Source organism: Thalassorhabdus alkalitolerans (assembly GCF_042656525.1).
In the GTDB taxonomy this organism is placed as follows: Bacteria; Bacillota; Bacilli; order Bacillales; family Marinococcaceae; genus Thalassorhabdus; species Thalassorhabdus alkalitolerans.
In genome coordinates this window covers 87570-109652 of record NZ_JBHSOZ010000003.1, presented here as the reverse complement: position 1 = coordinate 109652, position 22083 = coordinate 87570, and the positions used below count along the sequence as shown (strand labels likewise).

Here is a 22083-nt window from a genome sequence, read left to right as displayed (position 1 = left end):
CTTATAGTGACGAGGTGATACTTGGTTAAGGTAACAGAGGAGTAACGCGTTCATCTGCTTCATTTAAAACTTCCTCAACATCTTCCCCCATTAAAGATCTTTGAAGTGATTCTTGAATGATTGTTGAAATTTCAGGATAGTTGCTTCCGTATGCCCTTGGTTGAGCCGTTTCTAGCTGATCTATAAAGACTCTTAATTGCTCATCTTGATTCCAAATGTAATCATCGTCATCGCCTACATCAACTCTGCTTGGTAATCGCCCTCCATCCTCATGAGTTGGACCTAAAACTTCTGGCTGCTGAGTATACTTTAGAAATTCCCAAGCCTCTTCTTTATGTTCAGATGTCGAAGTAATCGCCCAATTTTCCCCACCCAGGATGGACGCTTCCTGATTTCCTGCAGGCATAGTAACCACGTCCCAATTTAAATCTTCAGCCTCGTTTCTTATATTTGGAACTTGCCAAGGGCCATTAACCATCATGGCTACGTTTTCAAGCTGGAAATGAGTTCTTAAATCTTGTTGATCCCAGTTAATTACGTTTTCAGACATTGATCCTTCATCGATCATTTGTTGCAGAAACTCCATAGAAGATATAGCCTCTGCACTAGACAAGCTGTCTAAATCCGCTCCTGACTGCCAAAGAAAAGGAAGGTATTGGAAGGTGCCTTGTTCATCTCTTACAGCACTAAATGCAAAACCGTACGTGTCATCAGTGGTTAACTGATCAGCCACGTCTTCCAGTTCTTCCCAAGTGGATGGAGGTTCAGTAACACCAGCCTCTTCCAACATATCAACATTATAAAAAAGAGCTAATGCATTACTATTATTAGGGATCCCATAGTTTCTTCCATCAAATATAGTAGATTCCCATGCTCCTTCATAATAATGTTCTGCCTCTCCCCACTCTTCCACTTCCTCTGTAATATCTGCAAAAGCACCAGCTTCAGCAAACGCTTGGTGAGCAGGATTATCTACTAAGACTATATCTGGTAATTGATTACCTGCTATTCCTTGTGATATACGTTGATTAAGATCTGCATTTGGTACATAAGTACGTTCAAAGGTTATGTGGGGGTTTTCTTCTTCATATGCTTCAAGCAACTCAATTTGTTGTCTACCATGGGCAGCATCGTTCTCAAAATAGTCCCAAACAGTCAAGGTAATTTGGCCATTACCCTCATTACCCGTACTACCTTCTTCCGCTCCATTTCCACAGCCTGCCAATAATACTAAACTTGAAACTGACAAAACTACTATTTTTTTTGTAGACGCTTTCAAAAAACACACCATCCTTTAATAAAGTAATTAAAAACTATAGACACTGTCCTTCAATTCATTAGTTTGTTTACTGTATAAACTAATTGCAGTTTAACTTATAATCCGGGCTTATGTAAATAGTTTTTTTAATATTTAGTTATTTATTGATCAGTTTTTTCCTAGAATATATAACCTTTAGTGTTGTTAAATTATTTTTAACATCTAATACCTTGCTTTTTAAACTAAAAGAAAACCTATAACTTTGTTATATTATTAAACTAAGTTTATTGATTATTTCGTAATGGTTAAGGTATTATTACTTTAAACTTATAAATTATTTTTCAATTTTTTCAAATTCATGCTACTTTTTTCTAAAATTGTTGTTACAGGAGGGATACCTATGAAAACGGGAGATCACAGCCTTGTAAAAAAAATAAATAAATCTATCGTATTAAATAAGATCCAAAATAATAGTCCTATATCTCGAGCTCAAATTTCTAAGTTAACAGGTTTAAATAAAGCTACTGTTTCCAGCCTTGTTAGCGAATTATTAGAAGAACAATTCGTTCAAGAAATAGGGTCTGGCATATCCAGTGGTGGTCGTAAACCTGTTATGCTCTACTTTAATAAAAACGCAGGCTTCTCAATTGGAATTGATCTTGGTGTTAATTATGCTCTTGCTATTCTTACTGACTTACAAGGAAACATTCTTGAAAGAGAAGAAATTACTATTACTGATAAAGAACCAGCAGCTGTGTTCCAACAATTAAAAAGCTTAATTGAATCTATTGGAGTAAAATCTCCAGACTCACCCTACGGAATTATTGGTATTGGAGTTGGAGTACCTGGAATTATTAACAATGAAGGAAGAATCCTTTTTGCTCCTAACCTCGATTGGCATGGCGTACATTTAAAAGAATATCTGGAAGAACATTTTAACGTACCAATAACAATTGAGAATGAAGCAAATGCAGGAGCTCACGGAGAGAAAATTTATGGTGGAGGGAGAGACTCTTCAAATTTAATTTACGTAAGCATCGGGGTAGGGATAGGAGCGGGTGTAGTTATAAGAGATCAGTTATATAGAGGGGCTTTAGGAATCTCTGGTGAAGTAGGTCACTTTACAATTGAATCTAACGGTAAACGATGTGAATGCGGGAATAAAGGATGCTGGGAACTTTATAGCTCAGAAAGTGCAATAATCAACAGATTAAACCCTCACTTTTCAGACGAAGATCTTACATTAGAGGTACTAATTAAGAAAGCTCAACAAGGAAATATGGAGGTAATTAATACTTTCTCTCAAGTTGGTGAATTCGTTGGGATAGGATTAGCTAATATAATTAATTCTTTTAATCCTGAACAGATTATCATTGGAAATAGGTTCTCAAAACTAGAGAAATGGTTGCAAAATCCTATAAAACTGGTATTACAGCAAAGGCTTCTTCCATATTTTTATGAGACTACTTCTGTTACCTTCTCAAATCAAGGTATATATTCATGCGCTTTAGGGTCTTCTGCTTTTGCAATAGAACGTTTTTTATCCGCTAACAAAGTTACAGTAGTATAAAACGTCCTATGTACTAAAGTAGTTCACCTTTCTGTTATACAACCTGCACAAACTATGAAACTTATTTTGATGCAGATGTAATATATTAAAACGCTTACATTGATTTTATACTAGAAACATACTTACACTTTAAAAAGGAAGTGAGAATATGGCTAAAATCAAACTTAATGAGATTTATAAAATTTACGGTGGAGATGTCACAGCTGTAGAAAATTTTAATTTGGATATAGAAGATAAAGAATTTATTGTTTTCGTTGGTCCATCAGGCTGTGGAAAATCTACTACATTAAGAATGATTGCTGGGCTCGAGGATATTAGTAATGGAGACTTGGTTATAAATGGAAAGCGAATGAATGATATCCCTCCTAAAGACAGAGATATAGCTATGGTCTTCCAAAATTACGCTCTTTATCCTCATATGAGTGTATATGATAATATGGCTTTTGGTCTGAAGCTTCGAAAGTTTAGCAAAACAGAAATTAAAGAACGAGTGGATAATGCAGCAGACATTCTAGGTTTAAAAGACTATTTGAATAGAAAACCAAAAGCTTTATCTGGAGGACAACGACAAAGAGTTGCGCTTGGAAGGGCAATTGTACGAGATCCCCAAGTTTTCCTTATGGATGAGCCGCTTTCAAACCTTGATGCAAAACTACGCGTGCAAATGCGTGCTGAAATAATTAAGCTCCATCAACGCCTTCAATCTACAACGATATATGTAACCCATGACCAGACGGAAGCAATGACTATGGCAAGTCGGATAGTCATAATGAAGGATGGAGTTATCCAACAAGTAGGTACTCCAAAAGAGGTTTATGAAAAACCAATAAATGTATTTGTTGGTGGATTTATAGGCTCTCCGGCTATGAATTTCATTGAGGGAACATTAAAAAATAACAAATTTGTAACAGAAAACACAGAAATAACTATTCCAGAAGGAAAGCTTAAGCAATTAAAACAAGAATCTTTGCCACATAATAAATTGATTTTAGGGATAAGACCTGAAGATGTTCATGATGAGCTTGTATTTATCGATTCTTCACCAGATTCAAAGATCACTTTAGATATTGAGGTCGCAGAGATGAATGGAGCGGAAACATTACTTAACAGTACCATAGACGGCCAAAAATTGATTGCAAAGATTGATTCCCGAACGAATATCGCTAGTGGCAGTAAATTAGAGGTTGCTTTCAATATGCATAAAGTACATTTCTTCCATCCTGATACAGAAGAAAGGCTTACTTACACTTCCAATAAAGAAGAAAAAAAATCAGCTATAAGCGGTTAACCATAACCTTTTCTTTAAAAGATTACGTTTATTAAGATAGACCCAAGAAAAGATCACTTGGGTCTTTTTATTTAGCTAGATTAGAATCAATAGAATAAGCTATACTTCCATGTAATATTTTAAAAGTTCCCCAAGAAGAAATTATCAAAAAAAAGGTACAACAAAAAGTTGTACCTTCCCTCGATTATAATTTTATTTTAGCAAATTTACGTTTTCCTACTTGTACGATTAAGCCATTACTTAAGGTAATAACAACTCCCGTATCTTCTATTCTGTTCCCATCCACCTTGACACCTCTATTTTCAATCATACGCCGGGCTTCACTTTTAGATTTCAAAAGATCCAGCTGAACAAGGAGATCTATTACGGATACTTCGGGGTTGCCCTCCCATTCATACTCTTGAATGACTTCTGGTGTTTTCCCTTGTTGAAAGACAGAGACAAAGTGCTGCTCTGCCTGTTCAGCTGCTTCCCTTCCGTGATACATCTCAACAATCGTTTTTCCTAATAACATCTTGGCATCTCTTGGGTGAAGCTCCCCTGACTGTACCTTGTTCTTTATCGTTTCAACCTCAGTTGGGGATAAATTTGTAATGAGTTCAAAGTATTTGATGAGCAATTCATCTGGAATGGACATTGCTTTTCCGTACATCTCATTTGGACTTTCATCAATACCAATGTAGTTTTTCTTTGACTTTGACATCTTTTCTACACCATCAATGCCTTCCAATAGAGGCATTAACATCGCTACCTGCGGTTCTTTTTTAAACCTTTCTTGAAAGTGCCTGCCCATAAGAACATTAAAGTGTTGATCGGTTCCCCCAAGTTCTATATCACTTTCTAAAATGACAGAGTCATATCCCTGCATGACCGGGTAGAAAAATTCATGAAGGGAGATCGGTTTACGAAATGCCATCCGCTCCTCAAAATCGTCTCTTTCAAGGAGCCGGGCAACAGTGACCTTCCCGGCCAGGTTGATCACCTCTTCAAATTGTAAGGGACTGAGCCATTTTGAATTATAGTGAAGTTCTACTTTCTCCATATCAATTACTTTTCCAAATTGTTCGAAGTAGGTTTTTGCATTTTGTCGTACTTCTTCATCGGTCAACTGCGTTCTGGCAACAGACTTCCCTGTAGGATCTCCGATTTTTCCAGTAAAATCACCAATAATGAGCTGAATGGTATGGCCATTCTCTTGGAACTGTCTGATTTTATTGAGTACCACCGTGTGGCCAAGGTGAACATCTGGAGCCGAAGGATCTAATCCAAGCTTAATTTTTAATGGCTTGCCTTCAACAATAGATTTCACCAATTTGTTTTCCAGCTCTTCGGTTGGTATTATCTCACGAACTCCCTGCACATAAAAATCTAATTGTCTTTGGACTTCTCTTGCCTGTTCTTCTGTTAATTGCTTTTCACTTGTACTCATCATCGTCTTCCTTTCTCTAAATAAAATATAAAAAACCACGCCCCTGCTAAAGGGACGTGGTTATTGTTGTACGCGGTACCACCCTTTTTGAAGAGCATGAACTGCTCTTCCACTCATTTCGTTAACGGTATCACCCGTTCTTTGCTGCTGCACATTCACAAAGACATCTCTAGGAGGTAATTCATAGCTGCCTTTATGTCAGTTCACACCAGCCACTGACTCTCTGCAAAAGGGAGGTAGACTACTACTAAGTTCCTATCATCGATTTTTTTTATTTACTTTTACTTAAAAGTTGTTCCCTTTAATGACTTTTCGCAACAGTTCAGAGACTTGCTTTTTTTCCTCTTCCCGTAAACTACTGACAATCTCGACTTCTCCCTGATGGAAGCGAGGATATAGCTCCTGCATGACTTCCCTGCCCTTTTCGGTGATCGAAAGGTACGTCATACGCCTGTCGCGATTATCTGTACTTCGCTGGCAAAGATCCTTTTTCTCCAGTGTTTTCGTAATGTTGCTAACCGTCGCTTTGCTCACTGCTGAGAGTTCTGCAGCTCTTTTTGTTTCAACGCTTTTCCATACCCACAAATCATAAAGGATGGAAAACGCAGTCCAGGAGAGTCCGTAATCTGCAAGGACTTCACGCTCCATTTTATTTCTCAAGCCCTGTGCAATCCGATAAATATTTGTAACCACTGCGATAGATTCTAAATGTAACGATTCGATAGGCAGTTTCGTTAAATGATTGATCGTATCAATTTCTTCCGGAAGCAATTCACTATCATTATCAAAGGAATGGATGACGGCCACCTCGTTTACATAATCATTAGCTATGAAACGATTTTAGCAAAGACATTAGCAATTAACAATACAAAGATATAAATAATAAACACAAAATGCTGACAGTTTTTGATCGGCAAGGATCTAAAAACTTCGTATAATTGTTTTCGTTCACTAAACAAATGGATTCATCACCATATTTCTCAATAATAAACCTGTTGTTAATGTATTAATAACTGGAAACCATGTAACGTTGTGAACCTCAAAATTTAGTTGTCTGAACTAATAAAGTACAACCTCAATAAAAAGTTTACTAGTAAAATTAATCAAAAATTTGGAATGGAGTGTCACTTCTTTTATACATCCATAAATTATTTATATTACGGGATTATTTATTGAGGTGGCTAACATGGAAAAAAATACGCTAATTACTGGAGTTGCTGGATTTCTAGGTTCTAGCTTGGCAAAAGACCTTCTTCGTAAAGGTTTAACTGTTATTGGCTTAGATAACTTATCAACTGGCAAAATTCAGAACTTAGACAGTATTATGACTCATCCTAACTTTTTTTACTTTTATGCAGATGTATGTTCTCCAGAAATTTTCGAGATGAAAGAACTGGTAAAAACAGAAGAGATTTATCATTTGGCTTCTCCGGCTTCACCGAAATTTTATCAAACAACTCCTTTTAAAACCATTGAAGTAAATACATTAGGAACAAAAAACATGTTGAAATTAGCAAAAAGGAACTCTGCGAAGATAGTTTATACGAGTACAAGTGAAGTATATGGAGACCCGGAAGTCCATCCTCAGAATGAGCAATATTCCGGATCAGTAAAAACCTGGGGTCCAAGAGCTTGCTATGATGAATCAAAACGTTTAGGAGAGGTATTCTGCTTTTTGTATTACACCCAACATGGGGTAAAAGTTAAGGTTGCCAGACTTTTTAACACCTACTCGTTTGGATTAAGGAATGATGATGGAAGAGTCATCTCTAACTTTGTCACTCAGGCTATTAATAATGAAGATATAACCGTATACGGTGATGGAAAACAAACCCGTTCCTTTTGTTATGTCTCTGATACTGTAAATGCTCTACAGTTAATGATGGAAAAAGAAGAAGCAAATGGTGAAATTATAAATGTTGGAAATCCGGATGAATTTTCCGTTCTTGCTATAGCAAAAATGATAAAAAAATTGGCAAACAGTTCAAGTAACATTACATTTAATCCCCTACCCCTTGATGATCCTAGAAAAAGACGCCCCAATATCGATAAAGCAAAGCGATTGTTAGGTTGGGAACCAAAAGTTTCGTTAGAAGAAGGGTTGATAAATACAATAAATGCCTATCGCAAAAATAATAACAATGGATAGTACATCCATTTTGACGCCCAGCTTCCATTAAATGGGCGTTTTTTCTTTATAGCTTAGAAACTTAGTCAAAAATAAAACAATACTTTGAAGCATAAAATACTGCAATTATGTCTATTGGCTTTTTTGCCCTAAAAAAATATTCCATGTGTAGGGGGAGACATATTTATGAATAAGTTCGAAACGATTACTGTAATGAGAAAAGGTGAAAAAACGTACATTAATAATCCAACAAAATTTTGTCTGATTGGGAAAGGCCATCAGGGAGCCGTTTTTAGAGTCTCCTACGATCGTTGTGTGAAAATATATGTAAAAGAAAAATATTGCACTCGTGAGAAATATGCATTAAAGGCAGCCCAGGATTATAATATAGTTCCAATCATTTACGAAGCTGGCTCTAAATATATTGTTATGGAATATCTCACCGGCGGAACTCTGGCTGATTACCTTTTACAATATCGCACCTTTCCAGAAGAGACAGTAAAACAAATTCTTTATATTTTTAAAATGATGGAGAAAATTGGTTTTTCTAGGATTGATGCAAAACTGCGTCACTTGCTTATGAGTAAAGAAGGTGAAGTTAAAGTTGTGGATCATGTAAATTCATTTAGAAAAAAGCATTTCTTCCCTGTTGATTTTTTTAAAGATCTTAAAAAGATTAATCTTTATGACTCATTTATAGATCAAGCCAAAAAGATTGACCAAGAGCAAATAAATAAATGGAAAAATCAAATGGATAATCAGGCGTAAGCATGATTATGCCTCTCAATAATAAAAAACAAAAATTAGTGTCAAACACTTACTTATAACAATAGACTACAATAATCAGTTCAAAACCTTTTCCGTCAGCGACAAATCAATAGAAAATAACATTTAATCCAAGAAATACTGAGTGGTGTCTAGTCTTTAACAGGGTGGGATCGAATATGTTAATATCAGTTGTTATGGCCGTGTACAATGAAGAAACTTATGTTGCTGAAGCTGTAAGCAGCATACTAAATCAAACCTATAAAAATTTTGAATTTATAATTGTAAACGACGGTTCAACTGATAACACAAAATCAATTCTCGAACAGTATAAAGATAGTAGAATTAAAATTCTCGAATTGCCTAAAAACATAGGAGTTGCAAATGCAAGAAATATTGGTGTTAAAAACGCAATAGGAGATTGGATTGCGGTCCAGGATGCTGATGATGTTAGTTTACCTAATCGTCTGGAAGAATGCGCATCATTTATAAAAGAACATCCCCGTATTTCAGCTGTTAGCTCGTTAATTGAGTGTATTCCAGGATCCTCGCCACTTACAGCTGAAAAAATTGAATTTGAAGAAAATATCTATAATCGCTTTGACACTGGTGAAAAGGTGAAGGATGCTCTTTATTATGGCTGTCCTATTTGTCATGGATCAGCAATTTTCTCGAAAGCAGTTTTTGAAAAAGTAGGCGGTTATAATTTGAGCTACAAAATAGGTCATGATTATGATTTATGGATTCAATTATCAAAAATTCTGCCTATTGAAAAACTCCCTAAAAAGCTCTACCAATTTCGCTTTAACGAAAATTCCGTCTCCCGCTCAGATGTTAAGGCAACTTGTAATGAAGTTATCTTAATTTCAAGTGTTAATATTTGCGAGTATTTAAAAATAGAACTTGACTCCCCTCCCACTATCCTTGTTTTTGGAACAGAACAAGCTAATAAAAATTTCAAAAAAAGAATTAAGCCACAAATCCCAAAAAAGTACGGGTCTTTCAATTATATAAAACATGAAAAGGCCAGTGACATAACCAAAGCATATTCTTTATTTAGAAAAAAAAAATTTAATGCTTTACTCATGCTGGATCACGAGCAGGCCTATGAAGCTAAAAGATTCTTTAAAAGACAGGGTCTAAAAAAGAATCAAGATTTTTTTGTCGTTTGGAATATAACCAATGATTGAGCTTTGTCCAATTTTATCTTACACATTTTTATATCAAAATGTTGATGGTAAAAGCTTTTTGGGGGGAGATACTTAATGATTATAGGAACGATAGTTACAGCAGCTCATTTGCATAAAACAATGATACTTGCACAATCTCTAAGAAGGCATATGGCAAATTGTAAAATCATTGTTTGTTTACTTGAAAAAGATACACCAAAGGACTTCAAAGAATGTCCTTTCTTTGATGAGCTTGTTTTAGCAAAGGATTTAGGATTTGAAAATTTCAATCAATTTATTTTTCAATATAATATGGATGAAGGAACTTTGGCATGTAAACCCCAGTTAATGAAATACTTACTAAGAAAACATCCTGAGAAAGATTATTTTATATTCATGAATAGCGAGATGAAAGTGTATAATTCTTTCGATGACTTAATGTCCCTGCTTGACGTGTACCCCATCATTCTTACCCCTCATCATATTAATTTTCCTGAAGAAATAAATGAGGATTTACCAAAATGGTATAGTAAATACGGTTTATTTAACTCTAGCTTTCTAGCGATTAGAAGACATCAAAAAGCAGAAGATTTTATCTTATGGTGGGAGAGACGATGTAACAGGTCTTGTTATGCAGATCCTAACAAAGGGATATATTATGATCAAAAATGGTTAGATTTTGCTCCATGTTATTTCCCAACTTTCTCTTTAGACCACCCTGGATATAATGTTGCTTTTTGGAATTTAGACGAAAGAAGAATTAATAAGGATAGTTCAAACAGTTATCAAGTCAATGACCAAAGACTCTGCTCTTTTAACTTTTCCGATCATAATTCTTTTTTAACCGCAAAAATTAACAAACTTATTCCAGAAGAGAAAGCATTATTACATGCCCTTTTAAATGAATATCATGAAGAGCTCAAGAATAGTGAAAATAAGAATACAGAAATAACAGAATGGGACTATAACTATTATGAGAATGGAATGTTAATAGATAAAGAACTTAGAGAAAAATATAGACATTCTCACCTTTTACAAGATCAATTTCCAGACCCGTTTCAAATGAGTAACGTAGCAATTCACAGTTTGAAAAAAAGAAAATAGCTGGAGGGGGCCAACAATGAGAATTGACTTAGAACATTTTCCTCCACCATCTGGGTTTTACTATTCCACAAAAGAGTATTGTGCTCAAGAAACTCTAAACAATAAGAAAACAACTTATTATTCAGAGTTTACTTTTGATCATTCGTCAATACGTTCGATGCCAAAAAGTATTCATTCTAGTATTCCTTGGGAATTTAAAAGAGCTTATTATAATATCCCACCGAAGGAATTTGTAGCTGAAATACCAAGGGGAAGAATTGTAGAAGGGTGTCACCTCGTTACTGAAAACAATAAAATATTATGGGATGTTTCCATCCACTATGGACCATATTTAACAGTGGAACCTAATAACCACCCTCTTTTACAAATGAAGCATTTACCTCCTATGAAAGAAACAACTGACAAAGCAGCAGCCTTAACATTTTGTGCAAGTCAGTATTATTACCACTGGATGTTCGATATCTTACCACGAATTCGTTTACTTTCTCTAAAAGGGATTAAAGTTGATAAATATATAATTAACCGTAATGGTCCAAAACAACCTTTTCAAGATGAAACCCTTCATAAATTAGGTATTAACTCCGACAAAATTATTGAAGCTGATAAAAAATTTCATATGAGGGCTTCAAATTTAGTTGTTTCATCATTATCTGGTTATAAGGGGCAAATGCCAAAGTGGACTTGTGATTTTTTAAGAGAAAGCTTTTTAGACAACGACGAGATCGTTGAAAATGATTCAGGCAGTAAATTAATTTACATCACAAGACAAAATGCTAGACATAGGAAAGTGATAAATGATTTAAAAATACAAGAATTCTTAAAGGAAATCGGATTTAAAATTATAAAATTAGAAACTTTATCTGTTAAGGAGCAAGCACGCTTATTTAATAATGCAAAAGTGATTGTTGGTGCACATGGTGGTGGATTTACAAACCTTGTTTTTTGCCAACCCAACACAAAAGTAATTGAATTATTTTCACCAACTTGGGTGGCTCCCTTATATTGGATACTAAGTAACCATTTAGATTTGGATTACTATTTCTTGATAGGAGAGGGAGAACGTCCCCCTGATTATGTTGATGTACCGGGCTGCTTTAATGATATTGAAATAAAAATGAAAAAGCTAAAGAAAACTTTAAAGTTAGCAGGCGTTTATTAGTATTAGAAAGGGGGAAATTGTTCTTGCCTTTTTTATCACATTTAAATATATAAAAATAGGTGGTTTCTCTAATGACCTCGGATAAAAGCAACCTTCTCTCAAGCAGAGAAATTCAGTCTATACAGTTGTGGATTTCCAAATTAAAAAGATATAAAGACTTAAGTACAGAAGAAAAGGTTATTAAGTGTAAAAGAAGATTAAAATTTAGCTACAATGTTATTGGATTTGGTAAACATAGGATTGTATACGACTTAAATAATGGTTATGTATTAAAAGTGGCTATAACACGTTGGGGAATTGAAAATAACAAGACAGAGTACAACATTTATTATAACTGTCCTGAGCACCTGCAAATTAACCTTTGTCCAGTATTAGAACACGGAGATGGTTGGATAATAATGAAAAAAGCCGATACGAATATCCCTGTTGATTCAAGATTTAAGGATAAAATAAGAAAACTAAAAAAAGAATTCATTAACCATGGAATAGATCCGAAAGATCTTTGGAGCGCAAATTTAGCCCTCTCGGAAAAGCTGGAGATCATTGTAATTGACTATGGAAACTTTCAAAAAAAGGATGAATAGAAACAAACTTCAGCTCTAGTTTTGCTATTTTTGTGTTGATTTTCGAAAAATATAAAGGGTGTCTTAAAACTACCAAGACACCCTTGTATAAGGTCGCTAAATTGAACTCCAAAAATCAAAGAGATTTTCATTCTTTTTCATACCATTTTTTATTAGATATTCTAATAAAATTTTCTTATCTTTTGGTTTTCCCAGTACTATAACTCCATCTACATTTTTGTTTTTAAGTGTTTCAATAATCAATAACCCTGCGTTATTTCGGTCAATGTTAATTTTTTTCTTAATTTTTAAATTTGTAACAGACATAAAAGTATTGCAGCCATTTTCTGTTCCTACTAAGATAAAGGATGGCTTTTTACTTTTGTTAACAAAATTATTCGTTAAAAGAAAAGTCGAAAACGAATTAAACAACTCAATACATGTTTGTCTATCGTTTTTGTGTGATAGTGATTCGTCATAAATTCTATACCTGTATAAGACTTTCGGAACGTTTTCAATAGATCCTATATTTATAAGTCTACACCACAACTCATAATCATAGGCAATCTTATAGTTAGGATTATATTGACCAGCTTCATAAAACGCCGATTTCGAAAACATCATGGAACCATGAGTTAGAGGACAGCCATTGTATAATAATGCTTTTATTTCTTCATGACTCGTAAAATTATTTCTCCCTAATGTCCTTGTTCGTTTTCTATTGGATTTGTCAATACACTCTATAAACGTCCCAACTGCGACTAAGCTTTTATTACTTTTAATATGTGCTACTTGTTCCTCAATTCGCTCAGGAAAACTAATATCATCAGCGTCATGGATAGCGATCCACTCCCCTTTAGAGTGGTCAATCCCTATATTAAGAGCATTTGCGGCTCCTTGGTTTCTATTTAAATGAATAATACGCACACGCTGATCATTTATTTCATCTAAAATTTTCTTTGTTTGATCAGAAGAACCATCATCTACTATAATAACTTCAATTTCGGAATATGTTTGTGACAGGATTCCATTTATAGCATCTTTCAAAAACAACTCTCCATTATAAACAGCCATTACAATTGAAACTAACATAACAACTCTCCTTTTAAAGTATATATTAGAATAAAGTATGTATGTTAAATGTCTTTGCCACGGTTTCTATCCTTGTCATTAGAACATGATATTTGAGTGGTATGAAAAAAGACAAAAAATTGGAGGAGAATATGATATTAGTAGTAGGTGGCGCTGGCTATATCGGCAGTCATGCAGTAAAGGATTTACTCGAGCTTAATCAAGGTGTAGTGGTGCTGGATAACCTGTCCACAGGCCACAGGGAAGCAATTGACAGGAAGGCGGTATTTATAAAAGGCAATATTAAGGATCGAAAACTCTTAAAGAACATTTTTGAAAACTATAAAATAAAAAGCGTTATGCATTTTGCTGCTAATTGTTATGTTGGGGAATCAATAATTTCACCTTTAAAGTACTACGAAAATAATGTAACTGGAACGATTTCATTACTTGCAATGATGAAAAAATACCAAGTTAATAATCTCGTATTTTCCTCTACGTGTGCCGTTTATGGGAACCCAAAAGTAAAAAAAATTAAAGAATCAACTCCAACCTTCCCCATTAATCCATACGGTCGTTCAAAATTAATGATTGAACAGATTATTAGAGACTTTTCAAGAGCCTACGGTTTAAAATACGTAATTTTACGCTATTTTAATGTGGCAGGTGCAGATCCACTTGGAAGACTTGGAGAAGACCATCAACCTGAAACACATTTAATTCCAAATATCCTCTTCCATTTACTTAACCGATTAGAAAATGTAATAGTTTATGGAAATGATTACAATACACCTGACGGCACTTGTATTAGAGATTATATTCACGTTACTGACTTAATACATGGGCATATTTTAGCGCTTGAGTATCTTTTAAAAGAAAAAAAGAATAAAGTTTATAACTTAGGTAATGATGAAGGTTATTCAATAAAGGAAGTCATAACAACATGTGAGAAGGTTACTGGAAAAAAAGCTACTGTCTTCTATAATGAAAAAAGAAAAGGAGACCCCGCTCGATTAATATCTTCTTCAGAAAGAATTTCTAGGGAATTGAAGTGGCAGCCTAAGTACACATTAGAGGACATGATTGAAACTGCCTGGAAATGGTATTCTAATTTTCCAAACGGTTATAAGAATTAATAACGTGCTTGTTGACTTTTAATAGAGGCCTCAACATAATAAAAATCGAATAGATTCAGCCCTACTTCTCGTTTTTCAACACTCTCCTTGCCCCCCTACCCTAGATTAATGTATTCAAAAAAATAAATAAGGGTATAAACTAAATATATTATTCTAATTTTATAAAACTATTTTACCTTCAGTTCCTTGACGTTACCTAAAAAAATTAAGTAGCTTTGCACTTTTCAGATTTAATACAATAAAACAATGCAGTACATTACTGCTTTTTTCTGCTTATCTTTTTCTAATGCAGCTGATTTAACGGCAACAGCTGCTCATACAGCAATGACCACGTGCTTTCTTTTTACAATAAAGCATACTGCGGCAGTTTTTTATAAGAAAGGTGTATAGAGGAGTTTTTTGCCGGAGGAATACATTAGTACCATTATTTTTTTGAGGTGAGGCACATGATTAAAGAGCTTCCCATAAGTGAGAAAGAGATTGTGGCCTTTGAGGCCCAGGAAACACTTACCGAAGAAGAATTCAAGCAGGTAGCCGAAACTGTTAAATCCCGTATTAATAAGTATGAAAATGTCCGGCTCATGATTGTTCTTCCCCACTTTGTGTTTCGGAAAGTTACTACGATAGAAAGCCGGATCAGTTTTTTAAAAGATCATCTGGGTTATATTGAAAAGTTGGCCCTCGTAGGTGATGAAGACCAGAAGCTTTTTGATGCTGTTTCTAAAATTGTGGATATGGTTAGCGACACGGATATCCGTCGATTTACTTTATCAGAGCAGGAAAAAGCAAAGGAATGGATCGCTGGGTAGGCAGGCGGTGAGACGAAAAGTCCTCCCGCTTTCCCATCTTTTTAGATCATCCTCACTAAGGGGTTCTATCTCCTGTAAATTTTTCCTAACATTTATAATCATAGGATTTTTTCATAGAGCTTGTATTTAGTTCAGGATAATGGTAAGCTATTATTACTTAAGATTGTTCACTGCTTCAAGAAGAAAAAGGGTAACCCGCTTCGTCTTAACACCAAGTAGAGCAAGTTTAAGAATTATCGTGCTTAAAAGCACTAGGAGGATTTTTTCCATGGAACAAGGTACAGTTAAATGGTTTAATGCAGAAAAAGGATTTGGTTTTATTGAGCGTGAAGGTGCTGACGATGTATTCGTACACTTCTCTGCTATCCAAGGCGACGGATTCAAAACTCTTGAAGAGGGACAAAACGTAACGTTTGAAGTTGTAGAAGGACAGCGTGGACCACAAGCTGGAAACGTTGAAAAACAATAATTAAATTCACAAAGACGCTGCTTACCGGCAGCGTCTTTTTTATGTCTCTATTTTGGACAACGACTATGCCCTATGGTTTTCCCTTTCCTATGAAAAGACTTCACCTTTTCACTCCATTTTCAAAGAAAAAACGGCCTTTCTTTAGATAAGAAAGACCGCTATACCAATATTTCCTACAGCAGAACAGAAGTCAGGAGAAGACCTTTTTGAGGTCCCATTTTTTAGCGACAAAGCTGCATTTGTGACTGGATCCGAAAGTGATCTCACTATTCTTTGGATCGGGAAAAAATCTTGCCGAAAAAGTTTCCCTTCCCTCATTGATAAATACTTCAATAGAAGAGATGTCAACAAATACTTGTAAGGATTCCAAATCGTTTAATTGACACTGGCGTCTCTCCATGGTGCCGTCCACGTAGCTTTTTCTCTCAAGGGTAACCAATTGTTGTTCCGAGGAGTAAACCAAACGAGCAGCTCCATGGATGTTTATTTCAAACCAGCCCTTTTCAATGACTATCTCCTCAAGCATCAATTCTATTGTTTTACCGTTTATTTCTGGTAAAAAGATCGTCTCCCCGTTCAGCTGTGCCTGGTGTATTACACCACTTCCTTCACGCAGCTCTTCAAGCTCTCTTGCCGGCTTTTGAATAACCTTGTGATCTACAATCGTCAGCTCTCTTGGAAGAGTCATAATATGGAGCCATTTATAATCTACCGTCGGGTGAGCCTGTTCATCCTGGTCAGGGACACTCATCCATGCAAATAAGATTCTTCGTCCCTTTGCGTCAACAGTGGTCTGAGGCGCATAAAAGTCGAATCCCCGGTCCAGTTCTTCAAACTCACCATGGTCAAAGGAAAAGGTTTCAGGATCAAATTTCCCGATAACGTAGCCTGCCTGGTAGACGTTTTGATATTTCATGCCTTCTGCCTCTAACCCTTGCGGGGAAAAGATAAGCACATCCTGTTCATCCAGGGAAAAAAGGTCAGGGCATTCAAACATATAGCCAAAGTCCTTTATCCTTCCTTTATCCCCTCCGGCAAGGATTCCTTCGTGAGTCCATTCGGTTAGATTGTCAGAGCTAAAAAGAGCCACAGCTCCTTTCAGGTCCTCTGTCTGAGCTCCGACGACCATATAATATCTGTCACCCTGCTCCCATACCTTCGGATCCCGAAAATGAGCCGTATACCCTTTCGGCACCTCAATGACCGGTCCTTTTTTCTCAAAAGTAAGACCATCATCTGAAACGGCCAGACATTGATAGGATTCTCGATTCCCTTCTTCATCCTTTACATTTCCGGTATAAAAGGCATAAATTCTTTCTTTATGTTCAATAGCACTTCCAGAATAGCAGCCATTTTTTTCAAACCATTCAGAAGGGGCCAGGGCAATTTCTTCTTCCTTCCAATGGACAAGGTCTGTTGAAGAGTAATGGCCCCAGAATTTAGCTCCGTGTCCTGTTTTAAATGGCATCCATTGATAGAAAAGGTGGTAGGTACCTTTCCATTGTATAAAGCCGTTTGGGTCATTCAGCAGGCCAACAGGAGGCATCATGTGGTAGTGAAGGCGGTACGGGTCACTAACGACTGTATTCTTGTGTTCACTAACAGCTTCTGCAGCCTCTTTTCGCAGTTGCTCATCACGAGTCATTCCTTACATCCCCGCTTTCTTCAGATGTTTCTTTACTTCTTCCAGAACAGGAAGTGCAGTCATTGCACCTTTGGTAGATGCCGCCAGTGCTCCGGAAACCGATGCAAATCTTGCCATGGTGACAGCTTCAGTTAGCGTTATGGAGTCAACGGATCCTTCATGTTCGTTCAATGAATAGAGCATTCCGGAAACAAAAGCATCTCCGGCGCCTGTTGTATCCACAGCTTTGACTTTCAGAGCGTCTACATGAGCCTTCCCATCCTGTGTAAATACATAGCTGCCTTCAGCACCTAAGGTCACTACAATTAACGGGATGTGATATTGGGATAACTTTTCGACGCCAGTATCTATATCTTTCTCACCTGTAATAAATTCAAGCTCTTCCTCTGAGATCTTTAGGACATCAGCCTTACCGAGCATGGATATGATCGTATCTTTTGCCTGCTGTTCAGAGTCCCAAAGCCCTAACCGAAGGTTTGGATCATAGGAAATGATCATTCCTTTCTGTTTGGCAAGTTCGACAGCATGAATAGTGGCCTGTTTTGCCGGATTGCTTATCATGGAGATCGAGCCAAAATGAAGAATTTTATGATTATGTAAGTCCCTTTCTGAAATTTCTTCTGGCTTTAAAAAACGGTCCGCACTCGGATTAATATAAAAATCAAAGCTCCGTTCCCCGTCTTCCGTGTTTGTCACAAAAACAAGCCCGGTTCTTACATCCGCTGAAAGAAGCATATGATCTGTTCTTACTCCGTACTCGCTGAGTGTCTCCTGTAAAAAACGACCTAATACATCATCACCGACTTTCCCCACAAACGTTGATCTTGCTCCCAGACGAGCCAGTCCTACTGCAACGTTGGCAGGTGCGCCTCCTGGGCTTTTTTGAAAGTTCACATTCTCCTTGTCAAGAGGAATAAAATCAATTAACGCCTCACCAAGTGATACAATCCCTTTTTTCATTTGTTAACCTCCTGAATTTTTTTACTATTAGACCTTTTTATTAATAAAAGCACAACCCGGGCAAGCCACAAGAGGCCTGCCGAGGTTGTGCCTCAAACAATAGTTATTTATTTGGTTCATCATCCCATCCGAGCAGGAGGGTAGCGATTATGGCACCAATAAGAGCAACAATAAACCCAATGCCATAATTAATAGGGTCCTGGGCAATAGCAAACATTGGTAGTCCTGTTAGACCGATACCATTTGCCATTACTTGAGTGAAGACGACATATGCTCCGCCGAGAGCCCCCCCGATCGCCGCGCCAATGAATGGTCTGCGGTGCTTTAAGTTAACCCCAAAGATAGCAGGTTCCGTAACACCAAGAAACGCAGATACAGCAGCTGGAACAGCAACTTCTTTTGTTTTCTTGTTTTTTGTCTTAAAGAAGACAGCCAACGTGGCCCCGCCTTGGGCAACATTTGCCATCGCCCAGATTGGAAGCAGGTAATTTCCTCCAATTTGAGTAAGGAGCTCGGCTTCTATTGCATGAAAGCTGTGGTGAACACCAGTTAACACAATGGTAGAGTACAAGCCTCCAAATATCAAGCCTGCTACAGGCCCTGCGGTCTCATAAAGAAACCCTAGTGCTCCTGTAATCGCATCACCGAGAATACGACCAAGAGGACCGATAAATAGTAAAGTGAAAAATCCGGTTAAAATGACTGTTAAGAATGGCGTAAGCAGTAAATCTACTACGTTTGGAACGATTCTGCGCAAAACTTTCTCAATTTTCGCCATGACATAAATAGCCAAGAGAACTGGTATAACGGTACCCTGATAACCAAGCATTTCAACTCCGAGGCCAAAGAAATCCATAGTTTCCGGCTGAGCATCTGAAAGACCCCATGGGTTAAGCAGTTCAGGATGCGTCATTATTCCGCCTATAACAGCCCCAAGATACGGGGTTGCACCAAACTCTTTCGCCGCACTAAAGCCGATTAATATGGGCAGGATAATGAAGGCTGCAGAAGAAAACATATCGAGCATAATAAATAAAGCTGTATCCTCATCGACCCAGTTATACGTGCTCATTAATCCGAGAAGCCCCATCAGCATACCTGATGCCACTATGGCAGGAATGATCGGAACAAAGATATTAGACAGCGTTCGTGCAAAACGAGCAATAGGGTTCATTTTTTTATTAGCAGCTTCCTTATGTGTGCCTGAATCTTCTTTTTCCCCTGACCCAAGACCTGCAAGAGGAGCAAAATGAGAGAATACTTTATTTACTGTACCTGTCCCAAATATAATCTGAAACTGCCCGGAACTGGAAAAAGCCCCTTTTACTCCTTCAAGCTCTTCAACGGCACCTTTGTCAATTTTGCTTTCGTCATCAATTACCAAGCGAAGACGGGTCGCGCAGTGACTGCCGCTGATAATATTATCTTCACCGCCTAAAAGCGGGATTAAATCTTCTGCGATCTTTTTGTGATCCATTTTATACCCTCCCCTGTATTTTTTCGCAAACAAAAAAGACCTAAAGTATATAAAAGTACACATGTCCTGTCTAAAAAAAGACAGACTTCTTGTGTCCCTTTACATAATTTAGGTCTTGCCTGCACTACCAGTCACAATCCTGCGATATGAAGTTTAACTTTTTTTAGTTTACAACATGAAAGCGCTACCGTCAAGAAGAAACAAAAAGAATAAAACCAAGAATTTTGCTACTTTTTGAGACGCTGAAGATGAAGGGAAAGATACGCTATTTCTGACGATGGAAAAGTAATGCCATATTCCTTCTTAAGGTATTCAGCAGCTATCTTGGCACAGTGGTAGGCTTTCTCATATTTTTCTTTAATCAGCTCTGCCATTTCTTTTTCAACAGGTTCGAATTCGCTTCCCTGTTCCATGCGATTCAAGGCAAATCGCAAATGAGTAATCAATCTTTGGTAATTAATGCTCTCTTCATCAATTTCAAGGTTCATCTCGTTTTCCACCTGGGCGATAAAATCATGAATCACCGTTGCTTGCTTCATTGTATCACTCATCGTAGCATTTTCAGGCTTGGCTGTATGAATATGAAGAGCGATATGAGCCGCTTCATCATCCGGAATCTCTATTCCAAGTTCCTTCTTAATTTCTTCTTTAGCCCATACCCCAACCTCAAATTCTTTTTTGTACAAGAGCTTGATTTCGCTTGTCAGTTTATTTTTTATTGGAATTCCCTCACTCAATCTCTCTAACGCAAAAGAAAGATGATCGGTAAGAGCAATATGGATATGGTCATTTAAAGGAACTTCCAGATGCCCTTCAGCATAGCTGATAATTCTTTCTGCCAATTCTATATGTGTTTCCGGCAGGGTGGTAAGGAGCTGCTGGAATTTTTCTGACGTATTCTCCTGCAACAAAAAGACCTTTTCAATTTTATCCTTTGGAATGATATCATTCTTTCTTTTCTGAAAAGCAATCCCATTCCCCATTACGATCTTCTCTTGCGGCCCGTCTACAACCACTACAGCATTGTTGTTTAATATCCTGAAAATACGCATCATCCTGTTCCTCCATAAAAGTAATAAGAAATATTACCGTGAAAGGACTTAATTTTACCAGTATAAAGTGATTAAGGTCAATTGAAAGGGTGCCATGAAAAAGAAAGAAGTCTTAGTTGATGTAAGTCTCCAACAAAAGCCTTTGTTGATTGAATCAATTTACTATTAAACCAGCTGCCTGATCATTATGCAAGTTTGACGGCTTTTTCTGACGGGTACTATTTCATGGTTATCTTTACCAGGGGATGAAGGTAATACCCAAAAAAAATCTATGATTTTCGTTCTGCGTTTTGGGGAAATGCAAAGAAATAAGATGGTTGCTTGCCTTCTTGGTTACTTTGAGAAAAAAAGGGTGAGGAGAGATGAGTTCACAGGAAAAAAAGATAATTCAATACTTTCGCCAGATGAATAGAAGCTTTTACATGAATACAGATAAAGATATGGCACACATGGACCTGGCTGTATCCATTGGCCATGGCCAGACCATTTCTCAGCCTTCCCTTGTAGCGAAAATGACACTTACCCTGGACCTTGAGCCTCATCACCGTGTACTGGAGATAGGGACAGGATCTGGTTTTCAAACCGATCTATTAGCTGCTTTTTCTAACGAAGTATATACAGTAGAACGGATTGAAGCTCTCCATGAACGAGCTAAAGAAAAATTAGCTCAAGCTGGGTTTGAAAACATTACATTTAAGCTCGGAGACGGCAGTGCAGGTTGGAAAGAACATGCTCCCTTTGACCGGATCATGGTCACAGCTGCAGCGTCTGTTATACCGCCGGCATTGCTTGAGCAATTGGCGCCCGGTGGAAAAATGGTGATCCCCGTAGGTTCGACTAACAGTCAGGAGCTCACTCTGGTGGAAAAAGATGCAGATGGCTCCGTTTCGTCAACCGTTTTAGGAAGCGTTGCATTCGTTAAGCTCCACGGCGCATATGAACAGGAAGATGACCTTGAAGGGTGAAATCAATAATTAATTATAAGTTACACAAAGGCTGACTTGTAAGACAGCTTTTATATGTTTCCCTAC

At 37.0% G+C, this 22083-nt stretch carries 20 protein-coding genes and 1 other annotated feature; of the genes, 12 read left to right on the top strand and 8 right to left on the bottom strand.

Going from position 1 to position 22083, the window contains the following annotated elements; all coding sequences use genetic code 11:
• Positions 1-25: 25 nt before the first annotated feature.
• Positions 26-1279 (bottom strand): ABC transporter substrate-binding protein, encoded by a 1254-nt coding sequence (locus ACFPU1_RS03135; RefSeq protein ID WP_385938513.1) that lies wholly within the window; start codon positions 1277-1279, stop codon positions 26-28.
• Positions 1280-1658: 379 nt separating this feature from the next.
• Here ACFPU1_RS03135 and ACFPU1_RS03130 point away from each other — a divergent pair, with 379 nt between their 5' ends.
• Entirely contained in the window at positions 1659-2828 is a 1170-nt protein-coding gene (locus ACFPU1_RS03130; RefSeq protein WP_385938510.1) for an ROK family transcriptional regulator, read from the top strand.
• A gap of 148 nt (positions 2829-2976) precedes the next feature.
• Positions 2977-4116 (top strand): ABC transporter ATP-binding protein, encoded by a 1140-nt coding sequence (locus ACFPU1_RS03125; protein ID WP_385938508.1) that lies wholly within the window; start codon positions 2977-2979, stop codon positions 4114-4116.
• A 184-nt stretch (positions 4117-4300) separates the two neighbouring features.
• Here ACFPU1_RS03125 and tyrS read toward each other — a convergent pair whose 3' ends face one another.
• Together tyrS and ACFPU1_RS03115 are read right to left on the bottom strand one after the other, a co-directional pair.
• Positions 4301-5545 carry a tyrosine--tRNA ligase gene (tyrS, locus tag ACFPU1_RS03120; RefSeq protein WP_385938505.1) on the bottom strand — a complete coding sequence of 415 codons (1245 nt, stop codon included), beginning with the start codon at positions 5543-5545 and terminating at the stop codon, positions 4301-4303.
• A gap of 47 nt (positions 5546-5592) precedes the next feature.
• Positions 5593-5816 (bottom strand) — a binding site (T-box leader).
• 14 nt (positions 5817-5830) lie between these two features.
• Positions 5831-6343 (bottom strand): MarR family winged helix-turn-helix transcriptional regulator, encoded by a 513-nt coding sequence (locus ACFPU1_RS03115; protein ID WP_385940438.1) that lies wholly within the window; start codon positions 6341-6343, stop codon positions 5831-5833.
• A gap of 388 nt (positions 6344-6731) precedes the next feature.
• Between ACFPU1_RS03115 and ACFPU1_RS03110 the strand changes: the two genes are divergently transcribed.
• The 6 genes from ACFPU1_RS03110 (at position 6732) to ACFPU1_RS03085 (ending at position 12454) form a co-directional block, all read left to right on the top strand.
• Positions 6732-7694: a GDP-mannose 4,6-dehydratase gene (locus ACFPU1_RS03110; RefSeq protein ID WP_385938502.1), complete on the top strand. Its 963-nt coding sequence runs from the start codon at positions 6732-6734 to the stop codon at positions 7692-7694.
• 165 nt (positions 7695-7859) lie between these two features.
• Positions 7860-8441 (top strand): hypothetical protein, encoded by a 582-nt coding sequence (locus tag ACFPU1_RS03105; protein WP_385938499.1) that lies wholly within the window; start codon positions 7860-7862, stop codon positions 8439-8441.
• 176 nt (positions 8442-8617) lie between these two features.
• Positions 8618-9628, top strand: coding sequence for a glycosyltransferase family 2 protein (locus ACFPU1_RS03100; protein WP_385938496.1), 1011 nt, complete (start codon positions 8618-8620; stop codon positions 9626-9628).
• A gap of 75 nt (positions 9629-9703) precedes the next feature.
• Complete coding sequence (locus ACFPU1_RS03095) at positions 9704-10711, top strand: hypothetical protein (protein ID WP_385938493.1); 1008 nt, start codon at positions 9704-9706, stop codon at positions 10709-10711.
• Between the two features lie 16 nt (positions 10712-10727).
• Positions 10728-11870: a glycosyltransferase family 61 protein gene (locus tag ACFPU1_RS03090; RefSeq protein WP_385938491.1), complete on the top strand. Its 1143-nt coding sequence runs from the start codon at positions 10728-10730 to the stop codon at positions 11868-11870.
• 71 nt (positions 11871-11941) lie between these two features.
• A complete protein-coding gene (locus tag ACFPU1_RS03085) occupies positions 11942-12454 on the top strand; it encodes a hypothetical protein (protein ID WP_385938488.1) in 513 nt (170 codons plus the stop codon).
• Positions 12455-12550: 96 nt separating this feature from the next.
• Here ACFPU1_RS03085 and ACFPU1_RS03080 read toward each other — a convergent pair whose 3' ends face one another.
• Positions 12551-13525: a glycosyltransferase family 2 protein gene (locus ACFPU1_RS03080; RefSeq protein WP_385938485.1), complete on the bottom strand. Its 975-nt coding sequence runs from the start codon at positions 13523-13525 to the stop codon at positions 12551-12553.
• A 131-nt stretch (positions 13526-13656) separates the two neighbouring features.
• On the opposite strand from ACFPU1_RS03080, the gene galE reads away from it, so the two are divergent.
• The 3 genes from galE to ACFPU1_RS03065 all read left to right on the top strand — a co-directional run bounded on the left by galE (position 13657) and on the right by ACFPU1_RS03065 (position 15918).
• Entirely contained in the window at positions 13657-14640 is a 984-nt protein-coding gene (gene galE, locus ACFPU1_RS03075) for a UDP-glucose 4-epimerase GalE (protein WP_385938482.1), read from the top strand.
• A 446-nt stretch (positions 14641-15086) separates the two neighbouring features.
• Complete coding sequence (locus tag ACFPU1_RS03070) at positions 15087-15449, top strand: SpoIIAA family protein (protein WP_385938479.1); 363 nt, start codon at positions 15087-15089, stop codon at positions 15447-15449.
• 268 nt (positions 15450-15717) lie between these two features.
• Entirely contained in the window at positions 15718-15918 is a 201-nt protein-coding gene (locus tag ACFPU1_RS03065; RefSeq protein WP_054635849.1) for a cold-shock protein, read from the top strand.
• A gap of 190 nt (positions 15919-16108) precedes the next feature.
• On the opposite strand, the gene ACFPU1_RS03060 is transcribed toward ACFPU1_RS03065, so the two are convergent.
• The 4 genes from ACFPU1_RS03060 to ACFPU1_RS03045 all read right to left on the bottom strand — a co-directional run bounded on the left by ACFPU1_RS03060 (position 16109) and on the right by ACFPU1_RS03045 (position 21052).
• A complete protein-coding gene (locus tag ACFPU1_RS03060; RefSeq protein WP_385938476.1) occupies positions 16109-17563 on the bottom strand; it encodes a glycoside hydrolase family 32 protein in 1455 nt (484 codons plus the stop codon).
• Positions 17564-17566: 3 nt separating this feature from the next.
• Entirely contained in the window at positions 17567-18523 is a 957-nt protein-coding gene (locus ACFPU1_RS03055) for an aminoimidazole riboside kinase (RefSeq protein WP_385938473.1), read from the bottom strand.
• 103 nt (positions 18524-18626) lie between these two features.
• On the bottom strand, positions 18627-20000 hold the full coding sequence (locus ACFPU1_RS03050) for a sucrose-specific PTS transporter subunit IIBC (protein WP_385938470.1): 1374 nt from the start codon (positions 19998-20000) through the stop codon (positions 18627-18629).
• A gap of 227 nt (positions 20001-20227) precedes the next feature.
• Positions 20228-21052: a PRD domain-containing protein gene (locus ACFPU1_RS03045; protein ID WP_385940436.1), complete on the bottom strand. Its 825-nt coding sequence runs from the start codon at positions 21050-21052 to the stop codon at positions 20228-20230.
• Between the two features lie 362 nt (positions 21053-21414).
• Between ACFPU1_RS03045 and ACFPU1_RS03040 the strand changes: the two genes are divergently transcribed.
• Positions 21415-22017 carry a protein-L-isoaspartate(D-aspartate) O-methyltransferase gene (locus ACFPU1_RS03040; protein WP_385938467.1) on the top strand — a complete coding sequence of 201 codons (603 nt, stop codon included), beginning with the start codon at positions 21415-21417 and terminating at the stop codon, positions 22015-22017.
• Positions 22018-22083: the final 66 nt, after the last annotated feature.